Genomic DNA, 19,201 nt, shown 5'->3' with positions numbered 1-19,201 from the left:
TTCATGTGGCGTGCAATCTCGAAAGGAAGCGTGTGCCGCGAGGCGTGCGTGGCCGCGCGCGGCTAAACGATGCCGAACCGCGCGATGGCCGGCCTGCGGGCCGATTCAGGGAAGGGGGAAGGGGGCTGGGCGGGCGTCGTCAGCGAAACGCGGGCGCCGACGCGAGCGCGGTGAGCACGGCCGGCATCGCGAGCGCGGCGGCGATCGTCTGGAACGCGGTGATGCCGGCCATCAGCGGCGCGTCGCCGCCGAGCTGGCGCGCCATGATGTACGACGCCGACGAGGTCGGCAGCGCCTGGAACAGCAGCGCGACGGTCAGCGCCGCATCGCCGAGCCCGAACAGCCGGCCGGCCGCAAGCGTGATGAGCGGCATCGCCACGAATTTGAACGCCGATGCGACGCACACCGGCTGCCACCATGCGCGGGCCGCATCGAATGTCAGCGCCGCGCCCACGCACAGCAGGCCGAGCGGCATCGACGCGGCGCCGAGCGCCCGCACGGCCGGCTCGACGGCGGCCGGAAACGCCACGCCGCCGGCCTGCATCGCCATCCCGAGCGCGCAGGCGACGACGAGCGGATTCGACAGGATCTGCCGCACGAGCGCCGCCGCGCCGAGCCGCGTGTCGCCGTAGCGCGCGAAGACCAGCACGCACATCAGGTTGACGGTCGGCACGATCGCCGCGACGCAGACGGCCGCGAGTGCAATGCCCTTCGCACCGAACAGCCCGGCGGCGAGCGCGGTGCCGACATAGTTGTTGAAACGCACGGCGCCCTGGAACACCGACGTGAAGCCGGCGCCGTCGACCCGCACGAACCGGCGGACCAGCAGAAGAAGCGCCGCGGCGAATGCGGTCGAACCGACCAGCGCCGCCGCGAGCGGTAAAACGGGCAACGATTGCAGCCGCGCATTCGCGAGGCCGTCCGCGAACAGCGCGGGCAGCAGTACGTAGTAGCAGAGCCGCTCGGCGTGCGGCCAGAACGCTGCGGCGATGAAGCCGGTGCGCCGCAGGCCATGACCGAACGCGACCAGCAGCGCGACCGGCGCGAGCGCGAGCAGGATCGGGCCGATCATCGGCGCGCCTTCATGCGGGTCGTGCCGGAGCGCCGGCGCGGCCGGCAGGCAACGCAGCGGAACGACGCGGGAATCCATCCGGCGGACGACATGGCGACATGCAATCGAAAGAGTGACGATGCCGCCAAGTTAACACGCGCAAGCAACAGGAATAATGGTGAATTATCGGGTGTTCAATGAGAAATTCTCATCGATGACGCGGTCACTTCGGCGGCCAGCGCGCGGGCGAAACGTTCGGCCGGACGCGACTGGTGTTCGAGCAGGACGACCGCGCGGCCCATCTGCGGCCGGCCGAACGGCAAGCGCGTGACCGGCGGCAGACGCGCAAGCGTTGCGTCGGGGAGCGCGACGATCGCCGCACCGAGCCCGCGCGCCACCATGCGCGCGATCGTTTCCGCGCTGTCCAGCACCATCTCCTCGCGCACCCGCACGCCGATGCGGCGCAGCTCGGCGGCGATCATCCGGCCGGCCCACGCCTGCGCGTCGAAGCGAATGAACGGCAGCGCATCGAGCAGCGCGCCCGCGTCGCGTTCCGCATGACCGGGCGGCGCGAGCAGCCAGAACCGATCCTCGTACAGCGTGGTCCACGTCAGTTCCGCCGGATGCGGGCGCACCGGGCGCGTCGTGATCGCCGCGTCGAGCTCGCCGGCCGCGACGCGGTTCGCGAGTTCCACCGACATGCCGGCCGACACGTGCACGCGCAACGACGGATGCGCGGCACGCAGCGCGAGCAGCGCGTCGGGCAGCGGGCCGGACAACGCGGTCTGGATCGCGCCGATCCGCAGCCGGCCGACCAGCTTCTTCTCGTCGCTGAGCGCATCGGGAATCCGGTCGACCATCGCGAGCACCTGCTCGGCCTGCGCGAGCAGGATGTTGCCGGCTTCGGTGAGCACCGGCTGCCGGCGCGAACGGTCGAACAACTGCACGTTGTATTCGCTTTCGAGCGTCTTGATCTGCAGGCTCACCGCCGATTGGGTGAGGCCGATGGCTTCGCCGGCGCGCGCGAAGGTCCGGTAGCGGGCGATGGCGACGAGCGTTCTGAAGGCGCGGAGTGACATGGGCTCGGTGAGATGGGCGAACGGGGCCGGCACGCGGATTGCTCGACGATGCCGGCGGCGCAGTGGCGGCATGCCGCTCGGGGTATCGACGACCGCCGAAGCGGACGGCTGGCGCCGGCACGCTGGCGGACATCATGCCCGTGCGTGCGGAAACGGGCAACCGATGCGCGCCCCGGCCTGCGCCGACAGGCGCGGTGCGGGACCGGCGGATCGGCCGGTGCGTGCCTTCATGTATGCCGTCGTGCCGGACATGCACGCCGGTCCGCGCACGCGTGAGCGGCCGTGGCCGTGCGTGCCGCCCGTGTCCGTTTCATCGATGCGCCGGGGCGACGCGAGCCGTTGCGGTCACCCCGACCCTTCGCGGAGGTAACGACGATGCCAGACGATCCCGGTGAAGTCGCGCGTGCGAGCTATCGCGCGTATGTCGACAAGAACCGCGACGCGATCGAAGCGCTGATCGCGCCGGACTTCCATTTCACGAGCCCGCTCGACAACCGGCTCGACCGCGACGCGTATCTGGCGCGCTGCTGGCCGAACAGCGCGATGCTCGCAGGCTTCGAGTTCGTCGACGTGGCGGTGCATGGCGAATACGTGTTCGTCGTGTACGAAGCCGTCACGACCGCCGGACGGCGGTTTCGCAACGCCGAGCGATTGCGCGTACGCGACGGCCGGATCGTCGAGGCCGAGGTGTATTTCGGCTGGTACGTGCCGCACCAGGCGCCCGATGGCGGGTTCATCGAGGCGGGCGGGTGAAGGCAGTCGCGTGCATCGGCGCACTCATCCCGCCGCGTCCTCACCCAGCGCCTGGATGAACCGTGAAAACAGCTCCGGTTGCGACGAAATTCCGAGCTTTGCATACACATGCCGTCGATGCACCTTCACCGTTTCCGGTGAAATCGCGAGCCGCTCGGCGATCGCCTTCGACGAATTGCCGCGCAGCACCATGCGTGCGATCGACATCTCGCGGTCGGTCAGCACGCCCGCGCCGAAGCGCGCGAGCGCCTGCTCGACACGTGCGCCGAGATCGGCGTCGGGCATCACGCGCGCGGCGTCACCCACCAGCCGCCAGTGCTGCCGGATCGCCGCGAGCACCCACGGCATCGCGGCCGTCAGCTTGCCGAGCGGCTCGACGTCGAAGCGCGTCGACGCACCGAGCGACAGCGACAGCAGCGTGTCGGCATTCGGCCGCACGAGAATCTGGATCTCGTCGTCGCCGACCGCGTCGCGGAAATAGCTGAGGAAATACTCGCTCTGCCGGAACAGGTCGGGCGCGACTTCCTCGAGCCGGTAGCAACCGTCGGCGAGCCCGTCGTGCGCGGCCTGCAGGAACGGATCGAGCAGATAGACGCCGTTCAGGTAGAGCGGCACGGGCGACGCGCTGTCGGTGCCGCCGGTGTCGTATTCGTCGAGCACGAGCGGCACGCCGTCGCTGCCGACCGCGGTCGCGAGCGCGTTGTCGAACGGCACCATTTCATTGAGCAGCAGCACCAGGAACCGCCAGAAGCGCGGCTGGCCGAGATGATCGATTGCGCGGCCAAGCGCCTGGTGCATTGCGATTTCCGAAAAGAGACGATCCATACCACCACCGGAAGGGCGTAACACGAAGGGGGAATAGCGGTCCTGAAATTGGCTTCCTAGACTGCCACGCAATCAATCGGGCCCGAGTATGGGTTGTCAAAAAAGAGCAGCATAGGCGCAGGAGAACGAAATGGCGATGATGTCGGAATCGACGGGCAGCGTGCAAGCGGCGCCCGCAATGGAAGACGCGCCGCGCGCGCTGTCGCAGACGCTCAGCGTGCGCGACGCAGTGATGATCACCGTATCGGGCGTGACACCGGCCAGCTCGATCTTCGTGATCGCGCCGTTCGCGATCCAGCAGGCCGGCAGCGGCGCCGTGCTGTCGTTCGTGCTCGGCGGCGTGCTCGCGCTCGCGTTCGCGCTCTGCTATGCGGAACTCAGCGCCGCGCATCGCAGCGCGGGCGGCGAATACGTGATGGCCAAGCGCGTGTTCGGCACGCTGCCCGGCTACCTGACCTTCATCACGGTGCTGTCGGTCAGCGTGTTCATCCCCGCCGTGCTCGCGAGCGGCGCCGCGCCGTACCTGAACAACGCGCTCGGCACGCACTTCAGCAACCAGTCGGTCGCGCTGACGATCGTGCTGCTCAGCTATCTGCTCGGCATGCTGAACATCAAGACGAACGCCTGGATCACCGGCGCGTTCCTGGTCGTCGAAATCGGCGTGCTGATGCTGATCGCGGGGCTCGGCTTCGGGTCGCCGCATCGCGGCGCCGAAGTGCTGATCGCACCGGTCGTCGCGAGCGGCAATGCGCTCGTGCCGGCGACGCTCGCGGCCATCGTGCCCGCGATCGGCACCGCGATCTTCTGCTACAACGGCTTCGGCTCGGCCGCGTATCTCGCGGAAGACCTGCGCGGCGGCAACCGCAACGTCGCGAAGGCGGTGATCTATTCGCTGCTCGTGATCCTCGTCGTCGAACTGGTTCCGCTCACCGCGATCGTGCTGGGTGCGCCGTCGCTGACGGAACTGACGAAGAGTGCCGATCCGATCGGCTATGTCGTGCGCTCGCTGAGCAATCCGGCCGTGTCGCGGGTGGTCAGCGGCGGGATTTTCCTGTCGGTGTTCAACGCGATCATCGCGATCGTGATCACGATGGGTCGCCTGCTGTACAGCAGCGGCCGGCATGCGCTCTGGTCGCGCACCTGCAACCGCGCGTTCTCGGCGATCCATCCGCGCCTCGAATCGCCGTGGCTGGCGACGATCGCGCTCGCGATACCGTCGGCCGGGCTCGTGTTCGTGTCGAGCCTCGACGAGCTCACCGCGTTCACGGTCGACCTGTTGCTGCTGATCTACCTCGTCGTCGGGCTGGCCGCGCTCGCGAGCCGGTTCGTGCGCCGCGACGTCGAACATCACTACCGGATGCCGCTGTGGCCCGTGACGCCGCTCGTCGCGGTGGCGGGCGCCGCGTATACGCTGGTCACGACGTTGGCCACCGCGACGAAGCCGACCGACCTGATCATCATCGCGGGGCTGCTGGTCGCGGCACTCGTGATGTACGTGGCCTGGGCGCGCCACAGCGAAGCGTTCCGCGCGCTCTGAGCGCCGGATCGACATCTTGCAGCACCGATATACCGAACCATTGAAAGACGGGAGGAATTGCATCATGCGCACGAGGGATCTCGGCATCCGCATCGGACTCGGCACGCCGGGCCGCTTCAACGCGATCACGGACGTACCGGGCGTGCGGGTCGGACATTGCACGCTGAACGTCGAGAACGGCGACGCGTCGATCCGCACCGGCGTCACCGTGATCGAGCCGCGCGCGGGCGCCGTGCACGATTCGCCGTGCTTCGCGGGCGTGCACGTGCTGAACGGCAACGGCGACGCGACCGGGCTCGAATGGATCCGCGAAGCGGGCCTGCTGACGACGCCGATCGCCTATACGAACACGCACAGCGTCGGTGCGGTACGCGACGCGCTGGTCGCGAACGAACGCGAAGCGGCGGCCGGCCGCGTGTACTGGTGCATGCCGGTCGTGATGGAAACCTACGACGGACTGCTGAACGACATCTGGGGGCAGCACGTGAACGCCGCGCACGTGCAGCGCGCGCTGGCCGCCGCGCAATCGGGGCCGGTCGCCGAAGGCGGCGTGGGCGGCGGCACCGGCATGATCTGCCACGAGTTCAAGGGCGGCATCGGCACCGCATCGCGCGTGCTGGCGGACGAGGCGGGCGGCTGGACCGTCGGCGCGCTCGTGCAGGCGAACTACGGCGTACGCGAGATGCTGCGCGTGGCCGGCTACCCGGTCGGCGAAGTGCTGCGGCACGTGCATTCGCCGTTCCGCGACGCGGACGCGAAAGGCGAGCCCGGCATGGGTTCGATCGTCGTCACGATCGCGACCGACGCACCGTTGCTGCCGCATCAATGCACGCGTCTCGCGCAGCGCGCGAGCGTCGGGCTCGCCCGCGTCGGCGGCGGCACCGAGGATTCGAGCGGCGACATCTTCCTCGCGTTCGCCACCGGCAACGACGGCTTGCCGGCCGCGAACTACGGCAGCAAGGGTACGCCGACCACCGGCGTGCAAATGGTCAACAACGACCATATTTCCGCGTTGTTCGTCGCGGCGGCCGAAGCAGTGGAGGAGGCGATCGTGAATGCGCTGGTCGCGGGCGGCGACGTCGCGTCGCGCGGGGCGCGGGTCGAGGGGCTCGGGCCGGCGCGCTTGCTGGATGCGTTGCGCGAAGTGGGTTGGCGACCGGGGCGCGGCGCCTGAAACGGCGAGCGCCGCTTCAATCGAAGCGGCGTGGGACGGAACGGCGATGCGGCGATCGGCCGGACCGCCGTCCGCCCGCGCAGGTCATGCGCGCGGTGCGGGCGATACGGGCCTGGCCGTGACGACGCGGCGTCATGCTCAGCTGCCGAAATAGATGTTGCAGAAGCTGACGGGGCCGACGCAGGCATTCGGGTCTTCCTGCTTCGATTGCGCACGATCGACGCGGCCGGCGGCCTTGATCGCCTCGGCGCGGTTCGCCTGTTGCGGTGCGACGTCTGCCGGCGCCGGCTGTGCGTGGGCGACAGCAGCGGTGAGCGACAGGGCAACGAGGGCGAGGTGCAGCGGCTTCATTTGAGTTCTCCTGGGTGAGTGCCAGTCTCGCTGGCAGTGAGGAAACTATAGGCTCGCACTGCTTAAAGATTAATCACCGCGGCTGTAGAGCTTATTTCCATCCGGAACAACGATCCCGTTGCGCGCGCATCGGCCTTCAATGGCGGTGCCGGTTGAACGGCGCGTCCTTGTCGAGCAGCGCGCTGCGCATGAAGTGCAGGCAGCCGACGATCCGCTGCATGCTGCGACGCGCGTCGGGCACCGCGTACCACGCCTGCAGCGTGTGCTGCGCCGCGCGGATCGCGAGATTCACGGATTTCAGCGTGCGTGCATGGTGGCCGGGCGTCGGATCGTCGAAGAAGCGTGGCAGTTCGTTCAGCACCGCGTCGATCGAACCGGTCCAGCGCAGCGTCTGCGGCGGTTTCGACGCGCAGAACGCGTGCAGTTCGTCGCGCAGGTCGATCACCGCATGGCCGACCTCGAGCGTCGACAGCATCCAGCGCATCGCATCGCGATGCTGCCGCGTGCGGCGTACCAGCAGCGTCCGCAGTTGCGCCATCAGGTCGTGCGTGCTCGACTGGAAGCGCTGCGCGAGGCCGTCCGGCGCGCCTTCGCATGCGAGCGTCACCTGGCGGCGCAAGTCGTGCGCGATCCGGCCGGTGAGCCAGGGCATGTGGGTCGGGAACACGACGGCGAACACGAGCGAGCACGCGAGCATCGCGACGACGATCGCCAGCCCGTTGTTGATCAGCACTTCCGGCGTATACGCGATCGCGTTGTCGGGGCCCGCGAGCAGGCAGAAAAACACCGCGAAGCCGATCCCGTAGCCGGACAGGCCCGGCCGCATCGCGAGGAACGCGCCGAGGCCGAGCACCGGCGCGAGCGCCGCGCACAGCAGCGGAAAGCCGTCGATGTTCGGATAGACGTAGCACAGGAACAGGTAGCCGACCGCGGTCGCGAACGCCGCGCCGACGCTCATCTGCGCGACGAATTTCGGCGCGCGCGGCGAGGTCGAGCTGAGCGCGCATGCGATCGCGGTGGCGATCACCGCGAGCGAGCCGCTCGGCCATTCGGACGCGATCCAGAATGCGCTCATCGCACCGACGGCGACCACCGTGCGCAGGAAGGCGAAGCCGACGAAGAACGCATTGGTCTTCACCGCGTAATGCGTGACCGAGCGCTCGAATGCGTGGTCGTCCTGATCGAGCGACGCGTAGGTATCGACGTAGCCGAGATATTCGCCGATGAACCGGTACAGCAGCTCGATCGCGGTATCGAAGTCGAGCAGGCCGCCGGCCGCATGGTCCTCGATGGCCCGTCGCGACGCGCGCGCGGCCTTCGGCAACGCACCATGGAAGCGGCGCAGTTCGAGCAGCGCGCCGGTGGCCGGTGCGATGCCGTGCTGGCGTTCGTCGCGCAACGCGGCGAAGCGCAGCGCGAGCGCGTCGACGTGCGGCGCCAGCGCGTCGAGCACCGCGTCCGAATGATTCGCGCGCAGCCGTTTGACGAGCTGGTGCAGCGCATGCAGCCGCGTGCATGCGTTCATGAACTCGCTGTTCAGCCGCGCGAGCCGGCGGCTGCGCGCGCGAATGTGCGGGTCCTCGAACGACGCGAACGCGCGGTTGGCTTCGAAGCCGACGATGTCGTCGACGAAATCGGCGAAGCGCCGTTCGAAATCGCCGCGCGCGACGTCGCCCGCCAGCGCGCCGGCCGTGAACGCCGCGAACGTCGCGTGGCGCGCGCTCAACGAGCGCATCAGCGCCTTCGCGGAACTCAACGGCAGGATCAGCGCGCTGACCGCGCCCGAGCACGCGATGCCGAGTGCGACTTCCGCGGCGCGCGTGAGCGCGGACTGGAACAGCGTCTGCGGCGTCATCACGGCCGGCAGGCCGATCAGCGCGGCCGTGTAGCCGGCGAGCACGAAGCCGTACCAGCGGAAGTGGCGGTTGCGCACCGCGAGGGCGATGCAGCCGCCGATCCACAGCGTGATGCCGGCCATGTACAGCTCCGGCTGCTGCGCGAACAGCCCGCCGAGCGCGAGCGCGCCGACGAGGCCGGCCGCCGTGCCGAGCACGCGATAGAAGCTCTTCGCGAACACCATGCCCGACAGCGGCTGCATCAGCACGAACACGGTCGTCATCGCGGTGCGCGGCTGCGACATCTCGAGACGCATCGCGATGCCCATCGCCAGCAGCGCCGCGAGCACCGTTTTCGCGAGATGCAGCCAGATCAGCCCGTCGGTCGCGGCCCAGTCGCGCGCCGCGTTGCCGAGCGGATCGAGCCATGGCCTCCATCGTGCCGGTTCGATGGAAGATCGCTCGATCGCAGGTTGTGGCTTCATGAAAAGAGGGGGCCGGCGCGGTGCCGCGGCGCGTCCGAACGGCCCGTTCGACTGGTGAGGCGCCGATTGTAGGAGCGCGGCGCCCGCGCATTAACGCAGTTGCGGGGAAACGATAGTTGCAGCCGAAGTAACAATCTGTCGCATCCAGTGGAGGAAAATGGCGGCTCCGCTACAGGTTGCTCACAGGAATGGATACCCTACAAAACATGCGGGTGTTTTCGCGCGTCGTCGAGACGGGCAGCTTCACCGCCGCCGCGCAATCGCTGAATTCGACGACCGGCGCGATGTCGCGCGCGGTGTCGGAGCTCGAGGCGCGCCTGCGCACCCGTCTGATGAATCGCTCGACCCGCCGTCTCGCGCTGACGTCGGCCGGCGAAAGCTATCTGCGGCGCTGCCGCCAGATCCTCGCCGACGTCGACCGCGCGGAAGAAGAAGCGAGCTGCGCGCACGAGCGCCCGGCCGGCGTGCTGCGCATGCACAGCTTCGCGAGCGTCGGTCACCACTACGTGATGCCCGCGCTGACGCGCTATCACACGCAGTACCCGGACGTGTCGATCGAGCTGTCGCTGTCGCAGCGCATGCCCGACCTGTTCGACGGCACGAGTGACATGGCCGTCGTCACCGCGTCGTCGCTGCCCGATTCGGAACTCGTGTCGCACCTGCTCGGGTCGACCTTCAGCATTCTGTGTGCGTCACCCGACTACGTGAAACGGCACGGCGTGCCGGCCCGCCCGCAGGATCTCGCCGCGCACGCGTGCCTGACGCTGTGCACGCCGGCGTTTCCGACGCACGAATGGGTGCTTGAAGGGCCCGAAGGCGTCGAGCAGATCCACGTCGCCGGGCCGGTGCAGACCAATACCGCCGAATCGCTCGCGCTCGCGATCCGCGACGGCATCGGAATCGGCATGCTGCCGCTGTATTCGGCGATCGACGCGCTGCGCGACGGCACGCTGGTCCGTGTGCTGCCCGCGCATATCCTGCAGAAGATGAACGTGTATGCGCTGTACCCGTCGCGCCGTTTCGTCGATGCGAAGGTGCGGACCTGGGTCGAGATGTTGCGTGCGCAAGTGCCGGGAATGATTGCGCGCGACGTCGAGATGCTGAACGCGATCGACCGCGAACCGCAGGCCGCCTGAGCGCAGGCCGCCTGAGCGCAGGCCGTCTGAACCCCGCGCGCGCATCGGCGCGCGGCGGGTTGTTTCCTGCAAACATCCACTACGCGTCGCTCGCCATGCATGCTCGATGCGAGCGACGCACGTCGTCACAGCGCGGGCTTGGCCGCCGCGCCCGATTCGGTTGCAGGCGCCCCGGCCGGGCCGTAGGCGGCCTGCGCCGCTTTCCGCTCGGCGAGACGCTTCGCCTGCAGTCGTTCCTGCGCCGCCAGGATGTCCTCCGGATAGTTGCCGACTTCACCGCGCGCCGGGTTGTAGCCGACCGACTCGAGATCGATCAGTTCCTGCAGCACCTGCGCGCGCGTGACGGGCGACTTCGCCTGCTGGGCGAACGACAGGGCCGGTGCGGCAAGCAGGATGGCAGCGGCGGCGGTAACGACGAGCGATTTCACGAGGTTCTCCTGAATACGGGGTGGGTGGCCGGATCGACGCGCGACGCGCGGCTCCGACCTTCGACGTCAGTCTACGCAGCGGGCCGTTGCGCAAACACCCCGATTCCAGGAGGGCTGCGTTCCAGAAGCAACAACATTGGCGCTGTCACCCGCCGCGGCCGGACCCGTGAGCAAACACGGGCGCCGTGCACACGGGCGCCGTGCACACGGGCTCGGTACAGGTGGGCGACGTTGCGCGCTGCCGGTCAGAAGCGCGTGCGCATGCCGATCGTGCCGACGACCTGGTTCGCCGTGCTCGATGCGCCGCCCGACGTGTTGATGAACGCCTGGTAGCCGCGGCCGGACGCATGCTGGAACATCGCTTCCGCGTACAGGTCGGTGCGGCGCGACAGCTTGTACACGGCCTGCAGGTCGACCTGATGCCACTTCGGATCGGCGCCGTGCTTGCTGTCGGGATTCGACACGCTGGCGTCCGTGTACACATAGGCGGCGCCGAGGCTGACGGCCGGCGTGACCGCATAGCGCACGTTCACGTCGTAGTTGTTGAACGCGATCTGGCCGCTGGAGCCGAACGAGCCGGTGTTGTCGTACTGCGAGCGCGTGTAGACGAAGCCGACGGTCGCCGGCCCGAATACGTAGCTGACGCCGCCGCCGTACGTGCGCATGCGGTCCGAGCCGATCGACCAGCCCCCCTGGTTCAGGCTCTTCGCCTCGGCCGAATCGGTCGCGCCGGGGCTCGCGCTCGTCGAGCCCTTCGTGCCGTTCATCTGCAGGTAGGCGCCGGCCAGCTTCAGCGGGCCGTTCGTGTAGCTCGCGGCCACGCTGTACGCGCGGTTGGCGCTGAAATTCGCCGAGTTGGAGAACGCGTACAGCGCGCCGACCTTGAAGCCCGCGATCGTGTCGCTCGTGTACTTGACCGCGTTGTTGATGCGCAGCGAGTGGTTCAGGTTGTCGTTGTCGAACGGATGCGCGAAGCCCGCATCGCCGAGATCGCCGGCCGTCGCGGACAGCGGCGCGACGAAGTCGACCATCGTGTCGTACTGGCGGCCGAGCGTCAGCGTGCCGTAGCCGGCGCGGCTCAGGCCGACATACGCGTGGCGGCCGAACAGCTTGCCGTCCTGGCCGAGCCCGCCGTTGTTCACGTTGAAGCCGTTCTCGAGCACGAACAGCGCCTTCAGGCCGCCGCCGAGATCCTCGGTGCCGCGCAGGCCGAAGCGGCTGCCGTTGATCGTGCCGGTCGCCATGCGCCACTGCGACGCGCCGTTCACGTTGTTGGTATAGGCGATGCCGGCGTCGATCAGGCCGTACAGCGTGACCGAGCTTTGCGCGTGGGCGAGCGGCGCGAACAGGGTGGCGGCGCACGCGCCGGCGATCATGGTTTTTTTCATCGGGAAGCTCCTGCGTGTGGGACTGGAAACCAAAGTTCGGCGCAAGTATAGGAATGCGCCGCACGCGCAAGGGCCTTGGGGCCGCGAGCGCACTGTTCCTGATCCGGCAAGAGTCCTTCACAAAACTGACACGCGGCGTCGCGCGCGCGTCGGGCCGGCGGTTCCTGCGTGACGGCCGGCATGCGGCTGCCGTCCCGCGCAGCCCGGCTGTCGCGTCGATGCAACATGCGCGGCAGGTGCGCGCGTCGCCGCTTTTCCTCCATACTGATTGCCCGGACCGCACGGTCGTCGACGCAGATCGCGCGGCCGTGTTCACGCATGCACGACAAGAGGCCTCCCCATGAACCTGTTCAACGTACGCCTGCGCGGCCGCGACGGCCTGTTCACGATCGGCATCGATGCCGGCAAGATCGCGCGCATCGACGCGCAAGCCGCGCCGATCGCGTCGACGAACCCGGACCATATCGACGGCGGCGGCCGTCTCGCGATTCCGCCGCTCGTCGAGCCGCATATCCACCTCGATGCCGTGCTGACGGCCGGCGAGCCCGCGTGGAACATGAGCGGCACGCTGTTCGAGGGCATCGAGCGCTGGGCCGAGCGCAAGGCGACGATCACGCACGAGGACACCAAAACGCGCGCGCATGCGGCGATCGGCATGCTGCGCGACCACGGGATCCAGCACGTACGCACGCACGTCGACGTGACCGATCCGACGCTCGCCGCGCTGAAGGCGATGCTGGAAGTGAAGGACGAGGCGCGCGGGCTGATCGATCTGCAGATCGTCGCGTTCCCGCAGGAGGGCATCGAATCGTTCGACGGCGGCCGCGCGCTGATGGAGCGGGCGATCGAACTCGGCGCGGACGTCGTTGGCGGGATTCCGCATTTCGAGAACACGCGGGAGCAGGGCGTCAGCTCGATCCGCTTCCTGATGGACCTCGCGGAGCGCACGGGCTGCCTCGTCGACGTGCACTGCGACGAGACCGACGATCCGCATTCGCGCTTTCTCGAAGTGCTTGCCGAAGAGGCACGCGTGCGCGGCATGGGGGCACGCGTGACCGCGAGCCATACGACCGCGATGGGCTCGTACGACAACGCGTACTGCTCGAAGCTGTTCCGGCTGCTGAAACAGGCAGGGCTGAACTTCATCTCGTGCCCGACCGAGAGCATCCATCTGCAGGGCCGCTTCGACACGTTTCCGAAGCGGCGCGGCGTCACGCGCGTCGCGGAACTCGACCGTGCCGGCCTCAACGTGTGCTTCGGGCAGGATTCGATCAAGGATCCGTGGTATCCGCTCGGCAACGGCAACATCCTGCGCGTGCTCGACGCGGGCCTCCATATCTGCCACATGATGGGCTACCAGGACCTGCAGCGCTGCCTCGACTTCGTGACCGACCACAGCGCGACGGCGCTACACCTCGGCGACGGGTACGGCATCGCGGTCGGACGTCCGGCGAATCTCGTCGTGCTGGATGCGGACAGCGACTACGAAGCCGTGCGCCGGCAGGCGAAGGCCACGCTGTCGATGCGCCACGGGCAGGTCATCATGCGGCGCGAACCGGAGCGGATCACGTATTGACGAGGAGGCGGGCCATTCCGGCCCGCCGGACGCCGTGCATTCATAAAATGCATGAGTCGATTCGAAAAATACGTTTGTCTCATGAGAGGTGCAGGCCTACGATGCGGTGCTGACGACGGCGTGCGGGTTGCATGCCGTCTTTTCGATCCCCGTTCGCCGACCTTATGCGCCTCGATCTTCCGTCCCCTCCCGCGGCATCTTCGCCGACCGCCAGCCCGTTCGCGCGCGTGGCCGTCGTCACGGTCCTGACCGGTATCGGCGCGGGGCTCGGCGGCATGCTGCTCGCGTTGCTGCTGCATGCGATCCAGCACGTCGCGTACGGCTACAGCGTCGCGCACGTGATCGGCGCCGAGAGCTTCCTCAGTGGCGTGACCGGCGCCGAGCCGCTGCGCCGGTTGGCGGTGCTGGTCGTCTGCGGGATCGTCGCGGGCGGCGGCTGGTGGGCGCTTTACCGGTATGGCCGGCCGCTCGTCAGCATCCGCCGCGCGGTGCGCGCGGCCGATCCGCGGATGCCGTTCGTCAGCACGATGGTTCACGCGCTGCTGCAGATCGTCACCGTCGGGCTCGGCTCGCCGCTCGGCCGCGAAGTCGCGCCGCGCGAGATCGGTTCGCTGCTCGCCGGGCGGCTTGCCCATGCGGCGGGACTCACGCCCGACGACTGCCGGCTGATGGTCGCATGCGGCGCCGGCGCGGGGCTCGCGGCCGTCTACAACGTGCCGCTCGGCGGCGCGATCTTCGTGCTCGAGGTGCTGCTCGGCACGTTCGAACTGCGTGCGCTGGTCGTGGCGGTCGTGACATCCGCGATCGCGGCGATCGTCGCGTGGCTCGGTCTCGGCAACGAACACCAGTACACGGTGCCGGCGTTCGTGCTGAGCACGCCGCTCGTCGCATGGTCGGTCGTCTGCGGGCCGCTGTTCGGCTTCGCCGCGTACGGGTTCGTGCGACTTACCACCCGCGCGCGGGCGGACGCGCCGAAGGACTGGCGGCTGCCGGTGTTCGCGCTGCTCAACTTCGCGGTGATCGGCGTGCTGTCGATGCGGTTTCCGCAATTGCTCGGCAACGGCAAGGGCCCGGCGTCGCTGGGTTTCGACGGCACGCTGACGATCGGCCTCGCGGCGGCGCTGCTCGTGCTGAAGGTGCTGATCGAGGCCGGCAGCCTGCGGGCCGGCGCGGAAGGCGGGCTGCTGACGCCGGGTCTCGCGAACGGTGCGCTGCTCGGGATCGTGCTCGGCGGGCTGTGGAGCGCCGTGTGGCCCGGCGCATCGCTCGGCGGATGCGCGTTGATCGGCGCGACCGCGTTTCTCGCCGCATCGATGCAGATGCCGGTCACGGCCGTCGTGCTGCTGCTCGAATTCACGCGTGCGAATCACGACAGCCTCGTGCCGATGCTGCTGGCGGTAGCGGGATCGCTCGTCGCGTATCGGTTCGCGCAGCGGCTCGCCGAGCGGCGGGTGACGGACGTGGCGACGCTGAGCGAGCCAGTGAAGTGACGACGGTGCGTTGACGCGCGGCGGCCATTACCCTCGAAGGCGGCGCGGATCGTGCCGCCTTTCTCCGTTTTTCCCCGTTTCCCTGTCCTGACACGACGCGATCGTGATTTTGCGCGCCGAAGCGCGTCCGCCGGTTCTGTGCAAGAATCCGCGCGTTTCCGCGCCTCAACCAACAACGATACGCGCGGATGTCCCTATCAGGAAACGAGGAGCTCAAGTTGATCCAGCGCATTTCCCGCTTCTTCACGCAGGTGGTCCACCGCGTGTTGCCCGACCCGTTGATTTTCGCGATCCTGCTGACGATCGTCACGTTCGCGCTCGCGTTCGGCCTCACGCCGAACACACCCGTGCAACTCACGACGATGTGGGGTTCGGGCTTCTGGAACCTGCTCGCGTTCTCGATGCAGATGGTCATGATCCTCGTCACCGGCCACGCGCTGGCGAGTTCGCCGCCCGTGCGGCGCCTGCTCGTCGCGCTCGCGAGCACCGCGCGCACGCCCGGCCAGGGCGTGATGCTCGTCGCGTTCGTCGGCGCGCTGGCCTGTGCGATCAACTGGGGCTTCGGGCTCGTGCTCGGCGCGATGCTGGCGCGCGAAGTCGCGCGCCGCGTGGCCGGCAGCGACTACCGGCTGCTCGTCGCGTCCGCCTACATGGGCTTCCTGAGCTGGCACGGCGGGCTGTCGGGTTCGATCCCGCTCGTCGCGGCGACGAAAGGCAATCCGATGGAAAAGACCATCGGCCTGATTCCGGTGTCCGACACGATCTTCACCGGCTACAACGCGTTCGTCACGATCGGGCTGATCGTGATGCTGCCGTTTCTCGCGCGAATGATGATGCCGAAGCCGGGCGACGTCGTCAGCGTCGATCCGGCGCTGCTCGCCGAGCCGCCGAGCGTCGAGCGCAAGCTCGGGCCCGACGCGACGTTCGCGGAGCGGATGGAGGAGAGCCGCGTGCTGTCGATGCTCGTCGCGGCGCTGTGCGCGGCGTTCCTCGTGCTGCGTTTCGCGCAGAAGGGCTTCGCGCTCGACATCGACACGGTGAACCTCGCGTTCCTCGCGGCCGGCATCCTGCTGCACCGGACGCCGATGGCCTATGCACGCGCGGTGGCCGGCGCGGCGCGCGGCGCGTCCGGGATCATGATCCAGTTTCCGTTCTACGCCGGCATCCAGGCGTTGATGGATCACTCGGGGCTCGCGGGCGTGATCACGAAGTGGTTCGTCGATATCGCGAACGTGCACACGTTCCCGCTGCTCGCATTCCTGAGCTCGGCCGTGATCAATTTCGCGGTGCCGTCGGGCGGTGGCCACTGGGTCGTGCAGGGGCCGTTCGTGATGCCGGCCGCGCAGGCGCTCGGCGCCGATCTCGGCAAGGCGGCCATGGCGATCGCGTACGGCGAGGCGTGGACCAACATGGCGCAGCCGTTCTGGGCGCTGCCCGCGCTGGCGATCGCGGGGCTCGGCGTACGCGACATCATGGGGTACTGCGTGACGACCCTGCTGTTCTCGGGCGTGGTGTTCGTCGCCGGGATGTATCTGTTCTGACGAAGTGAGACGAGAGGCGGGCGCGAGGCCCGCATCCTGTCCGCTGGATTTTTTCAGCCTGCCTTCAGCCGCGCGACCGCACGCCGGCGCGCTCGTGCCCGTGCCGCAAAGCGAGGCTCGCGAACGCTGCGATCACGAGCGCGGCCGCGAGCAGCGTCAACCCGTTCTTTGCATTGCCGGTCGCCTGTTCGATCGCGCCGACGACGGTCGGCCCGACGAAGCCGCCGAGCAACCCGCACGTATTCACGAGCCCGAGCCCGCCGGCCAGCGCGCTGCCCGCCAGCCGCGACGCCGGAAACGTGAACACGATCGACTGGACGACGAAGAACATCGACGCGGCCACGCACACGCAGAGCAGCCCCGCCAACGGCGACGCATGCGCGGCGCCGACCATCCCGGCCGCCATGACCACCAGCCCCGCGCACAGCATGCGGCGCGAATGACGCGATTCACGGGCGAAGCGCGGCAGCGTGCCGGCCCCGAGCGCGGCGGCGAGCCAGGGCAGCGAAGTCAGCAACCCGACCGCGAACGGCGAGAGGCGCCCCGACGCACCGATGATGCCCGGCAGGAAAAAGATCACCGTGTAGATGGTCAACTGGTGGCAGAAGTACACGAAGATCGCGAGCCAGATCTGCGGATCGCGCAGCGCGGCGCCGAACGCATGGCCGCCGTGCGCGGCGACGCCCGCGTCCTGTTCGGCGGCCAGCTTGCGCTCGAGCGCGCGGCCGGTTTCCGGAGCGAGCCACGGCGCGGCGCTCGGCCGGTCCGGCAATCGCATCCATACGACGAACGCGAGCAGGATCGCCGGAATGCCTTCGACGACGAACAGCCATTGCCAGCCGTGGAAACCGAGCGTGCCGTCGAGCTCGATCAGCGCGCCGGCCAGCGGTCCGCCGACGATGTTGGCGATGCACACGCCGAGCAGGAAATAGCCGGTGGCGCGCGCACGTTCCTCGCGGCCGAACCAGTACGTCAAATACAGCATCACGCCGGGAAACAGGCCGGCTTCGGCCACGCCGAGCAGCAGGCGCATCACGTAGAACGACGTTTCGCCGCTGACGAACGCCATCGCGACCGACAGCGCGCCCCACGTGATCATGATCCGCGTGATCCAGAAGCGTGCGCCGACGCGATGCATGATCAGGTTGCTCGGGATCTCGAAGAGCGCGTAGGTCAGGAAAAACAACCCCGCGCCGAGTCCGTACGCGGCCGATGAGATGCCGAGATCGACGCCCATCGAGTGTTTGGCGAACGCGATGTTGGTGCGGTCGAGAAAGCTGATCACGTACGCGGCGATCAGCAGCGGCATGAGTTTGCGGAACAGCAGCCGGTTCAGCGACGCGTTCGCGTCGCCGGCGGCGGACGACAGGGCCTGAGCGTGATGAGTGGACATGCGGACGACTCCGGTAAGGGCGAACCGGCGCGCACGGCAAGCACGGCGCGCCGCGTTCGGCAAATGCCGCTGCGGTGCGGGCAGCGGATGGGCAGACGACGGAGCCGCGCCGGCGGCGCTCGAACGGAGCGGGGCGATGAAGGGCGTCCTGGCGCCGGCCGGCTCGGGCCGGCGCCTTGTCACTGCGCTTGCGGATTCTGGTGTTGGGGTGGCGACCCGGCGATCAGAAATTCACCGCGTCGCCGCCCTTGAGTGCGAGCATCGCGCGCGCCTCGGCCGGCGTCGCGATCTCGAGCGACAGGCCTTCGAGCACCTGACGCATTTTCAGGACTTGCGCGGCGCTCGATTCCGCGAGCTTGCCGGGCGCGATCCACAGCGAATCCTCGAGCCCGACGCGCACGTTCGCGCCTTGCGCGGCGCCGATCGTCGCGAGCGGAATCTGGTTGCGCCCGGCGCCGAGGATCGACCATACGTAATCGCTGCCGAACAGGCGGTCGGCCGTCCGGCGCATGTGCATCAGGTCCTCCGGATGCGCGCCGATCCCGCCGAGCAGGCCGAACACGCTCTGCACGAAGAACGGCGGTTTCGCGAGCCCGCGATCGACGAAGTGCGCGAGGTTGTACAGGTGCGAGATGTCGTAGCACTCGAATTCGAACCGCGTGCCGTTCGCGCCGCAGCGCGTGAGGATCGTCTCGATGTCGGCGAACGTGTTCTTGAACACGAGATCGCGGCTTTTCTCGAGATGTTCGCGCTCCCACGGATGCTTCAGCTCGCGGAAGCGCTCGAGCATCGGGTACAGCCCGAAGTTCATCGAGCCCATGTTCAGCGACGCGACCTCGGGCTGGAAATGCAGCGCGGGCTGCAGCCGTTCGTCGACCGTCATGTGCGGGCTGCCGCCGGACGTGAGGTTGATCACGGCGTCGGTCTGTGCCTTGATGCGCGGCAGGAATTCGGCGAACACGGCCGGATCCTGCGTCGGTTTGCCGTCCGACGGGTTGCGTGCGTGCAGATGCAGGATCGCCGCGCCGGCCTGCGCGGCCGCGACCGCGGCCGTTTCGATTTCGTGCGGCGTGACGGGCAGGTACGGCGACATCGACGGCGTATGGATCGCGCCGGTCGGCGCACAGGTGATGATGACTTTGCGAGCGTTTGCCACGGA

16 protein-coding genes are annotated in these 19,201 nt (G+C 68.5%); 7 read left to right on the top strand and 9 right to left on the bottom strand.

Annotated features, from left to right (window positions below; all coding sequences use genetic code 11):
* Positions 1–139 precede the first annotated feature (139 nt).
* Together H0X90_RS24545 and H0X90_RS24540 are read right to left on the bottom strand one after the other, a co-directional pair.
* On the bottom strand, positions 140–1,072 hold the full coding sequence (locus H0X90_RS24545) for an AEC family transporter (RefSeq protein ID WP_196222401.1): 933 nt from the start codon (positions 1,070–1,072) through the stop codon (positions 140–142).
* Positions 1,073–1,245: 173 nt separating this feature from the next.
* Positions 1,246–2,130 (bottom strand): LysR family transcriptional regulator, encoded by an 885-nt coding sequence (locus H0X90_RS24540; protein WP_058903089.1) that lies wholly within the window; start codon positions 2,128–2,130, stop codon positions 1,246–1,248.
* Between the two features lie 375 nt (positions 2,131–2,505).
* Between H0X90_RS24540 and H0X90_RS24535 the strand changes: the two genes are divergently transcribed.
* On the top strand, positions 2,506–2,883 hold the full coding sequence (locus H0X90_RS24535) for a nuclear transport factor 2 family protein (protein ID WP_006482852.1): 378 nt from the start codon (positions 2,506–2,508) through the stop codon (positions 2,881–2,883).
* A 24-nt stretch (positions 2,884–2,907) separates the two neighbouring features.
* Here H0X90_RS24535 and H0X90_RS24530 read toward each other — a convergent pair whose 3' ends face one another.
* Positions 2,908–3,708 (bottom strand): helix-turn-helix transcriptional regulator, encoded by an 801-nt coding sequence (locus H0X90_RS24530; RefSeq protein ID WP_006482848.1) that lies wholly within the window; start codon positions 3,706–3,708, stop codon positions 2,908–2,910.
* A gap of 130 nt (positions 3,709–3,838) precedes the next feature.
* Between H0X90_RS24530 and H0X90_RS24525 the strand changes: the two genes are divergently transcribed.
* Both H0X90_RS24525 and H0X90_RS24520 read left to right on the top strand, forming a co-directional pair.
* Positions 3,839–5,245: an APC family permease gene (locus tag H0X90_RS24525; protein ID WP_006482833.1), complete on the top strand. Its 1,407-nt coding sequence runs from the start codon at positions 3,839–3,841 to the stop codon at positions 5,243–5,245.
* A gap of 64 nt (positions 5,246–5,309) precedes the next feature.
* Positions 5,310–6,419: a P1 family peptidase gene (locus tag H0X90_RS24520; protein WP_060212396.1), complete on the top strand. Its 1,110-nt coding sequence runs from the start codon at positions 5,310–5,312 to the stop codon at positions 6,417–6,419.
* 138 nt (positions 6,420–6,557) lie between these two features.
* On the opposite strand, the gene H0X90_RS24515 is transcribed toward H0X90_RS24520, so the two are convergent.
* Together H0X90_RS24515 and H0X90_RS24510 are read right to left on the bottom strand one after the other, a co-directional pair.
* On the bottom strand, positions 6,558–6,770 hold the full coding sequence (locus tag H0X90_RS24515) for a hypothetical protein (protein WP_006482828.1): 213 nt from the start codon (positions 6,768–6,770) through the stop codon (positions 6,558–6,560).
* A 136-nt stretch (positions 6,771–6,906) separates the two neighbouring features.
* Positions 6,907–9,090 carry an FUSC family protein gene (locus tag H0X90_RS24510; protein WP_077021069.1) on the bottom strand — a complete coding sequence of 728 codons (2,184 nt, stop codon included), beginning with the start codon at positions 9,088–9,090 and terminating at the stop codon, positions 6,907–6,909.
* Positions 9,091–9,278: 188 nt separating this feature from the next.
* On the opposite strand from H0X90_RS24510, the gene H0X90_RS24505 reads away from it, so the two are divergent.
* A complete protein-coding gene (locus tag H0X90_RS24505) occupies positions 9,279–10,226 on the top strand; it encodes a LysR family transcriptional regulator (protein ID WP_012493318.1) in 948 nt (315 codons plus the stop codon).
* A gap of 125 nt (positions 10,227–10,351) precedes the next feature.
* On the opposite strand, the gene H0X90_RS24500 is transcribed toward H0X90_RS24505, so the two are convergent.
* Together H0X90_RS24500 and H0X90_RS24495 are read right to left on the bottom strand one after the other, a co-directional pair.
* Positions 10,352–10,654: a DUF4148 domain-containing protein gene (locus H0X90_RS24500; protein ID WP_006482838.1), complete on the bottom strand. Its 303-nt coding sequence runs from the start codon at positions 10,652–10,654 to the stop codon at positions 10,352–10,354.
* Positions 10,655–10,899: 245 nt separating this feature from the next.
* Positions 10,900–12,042, bottom strand: coding sequence for a porin (locus H0X90_RS24495; RefSeq protein ID WP_077189144.1), 1,143 nt, complete (start codon positions 12,040–12,042; stop codon positions 10,900–10,902).
* Between the two features lie 340 nt (positions 12,043–12,382).
* Between H0X90_RS24495 and codA the strand changes: the two genes are divergently transcribed.
* From codA to H0X90_RS24480, 3 genes are all read left to right on the top strand, one after another.
* Entirely contained in the window at positions 12,383–13,618 is a 1,236-nt protein-coding gene (gene codA, locus H0X90_RS24490; RefSeq protein ID WP_077189143.1) for a cytosine deaminase, read from the top strand.
* 164 nt (positions 13,619–13,782) lie between these two features.
* On the top strand, positions 13,783–15,108 hold the full coding sequence (locus H0X90_RS24485) for a chloride channel protein (protein ID WP_077189142.1): 1,326 nt from the start codon (positions 13,783–13,785) through the stop codon (positions 15,106–15,108).
* A 218-nt stretch (positions 15,109–15,326) separates the two neighbouring features.
* Positions 15,327–16,649 (top strand): TIGR00366 family protein, encoded by a 1,323-nt coding sequence (locus tag H0X90_RS24480; protein ID WP_012493319.1) that lies wholly within the window; start codon positions 15,327–15,329, stop codon positions 16,647–16,649.
* Positions 16,650–16,713: 64 nt separating this feature from the next.
* On the opposite strand, the gene H0X90_RS24475 is transcribed toward H0X90_RS24480, so the two are convergent.
* Together H0X90_RS24475 and H0X90_RS24470 are read right to left on the bottom strand one after the other, a co-directional pair.
* Positions 16,714–18,042, bottom strand: coding sequence for an MFS transporter (locus H0X90_RS24475; protein ID WP_058903093.1), 1,329 nt, complete (start codon positions 18,040–18,042; stop codon positions 16,714–16,716).
* A 223-nt stretch (positions 18,043–18,265) separates the two neighbouring features.
* Positions 18,266–19,198 carry a 3-keto-5-aminohexanoate cleavage protein gene (locus H0X90_RS24470; protein ID WP_006482842.1) on the bottom strand — a complete coding sequence of 311 codons (933 nt, stop codon included), beginning with the start codon at positions 19,196–19,198 and terminating at the stop codon, positions 18,266–18,268.
* Positions 19,199–19,201 lie beyond the last annotated feature (3 nt).

This window comes from Burkholderia sp. 9775_39, from assembly GCF_015712225.1.
Classification (GTDB): Bacteria; Pseudomonadota; Gammaproteobacteria; order Burkholderiales; family Burkholderiaceae; genus Burkholderia; species Burkholderia cenocepacia.
Note: the sequence above shows the minus strand (reverse complement) of the source record. Positions and strands in the feature narration are given on the sequence as shown.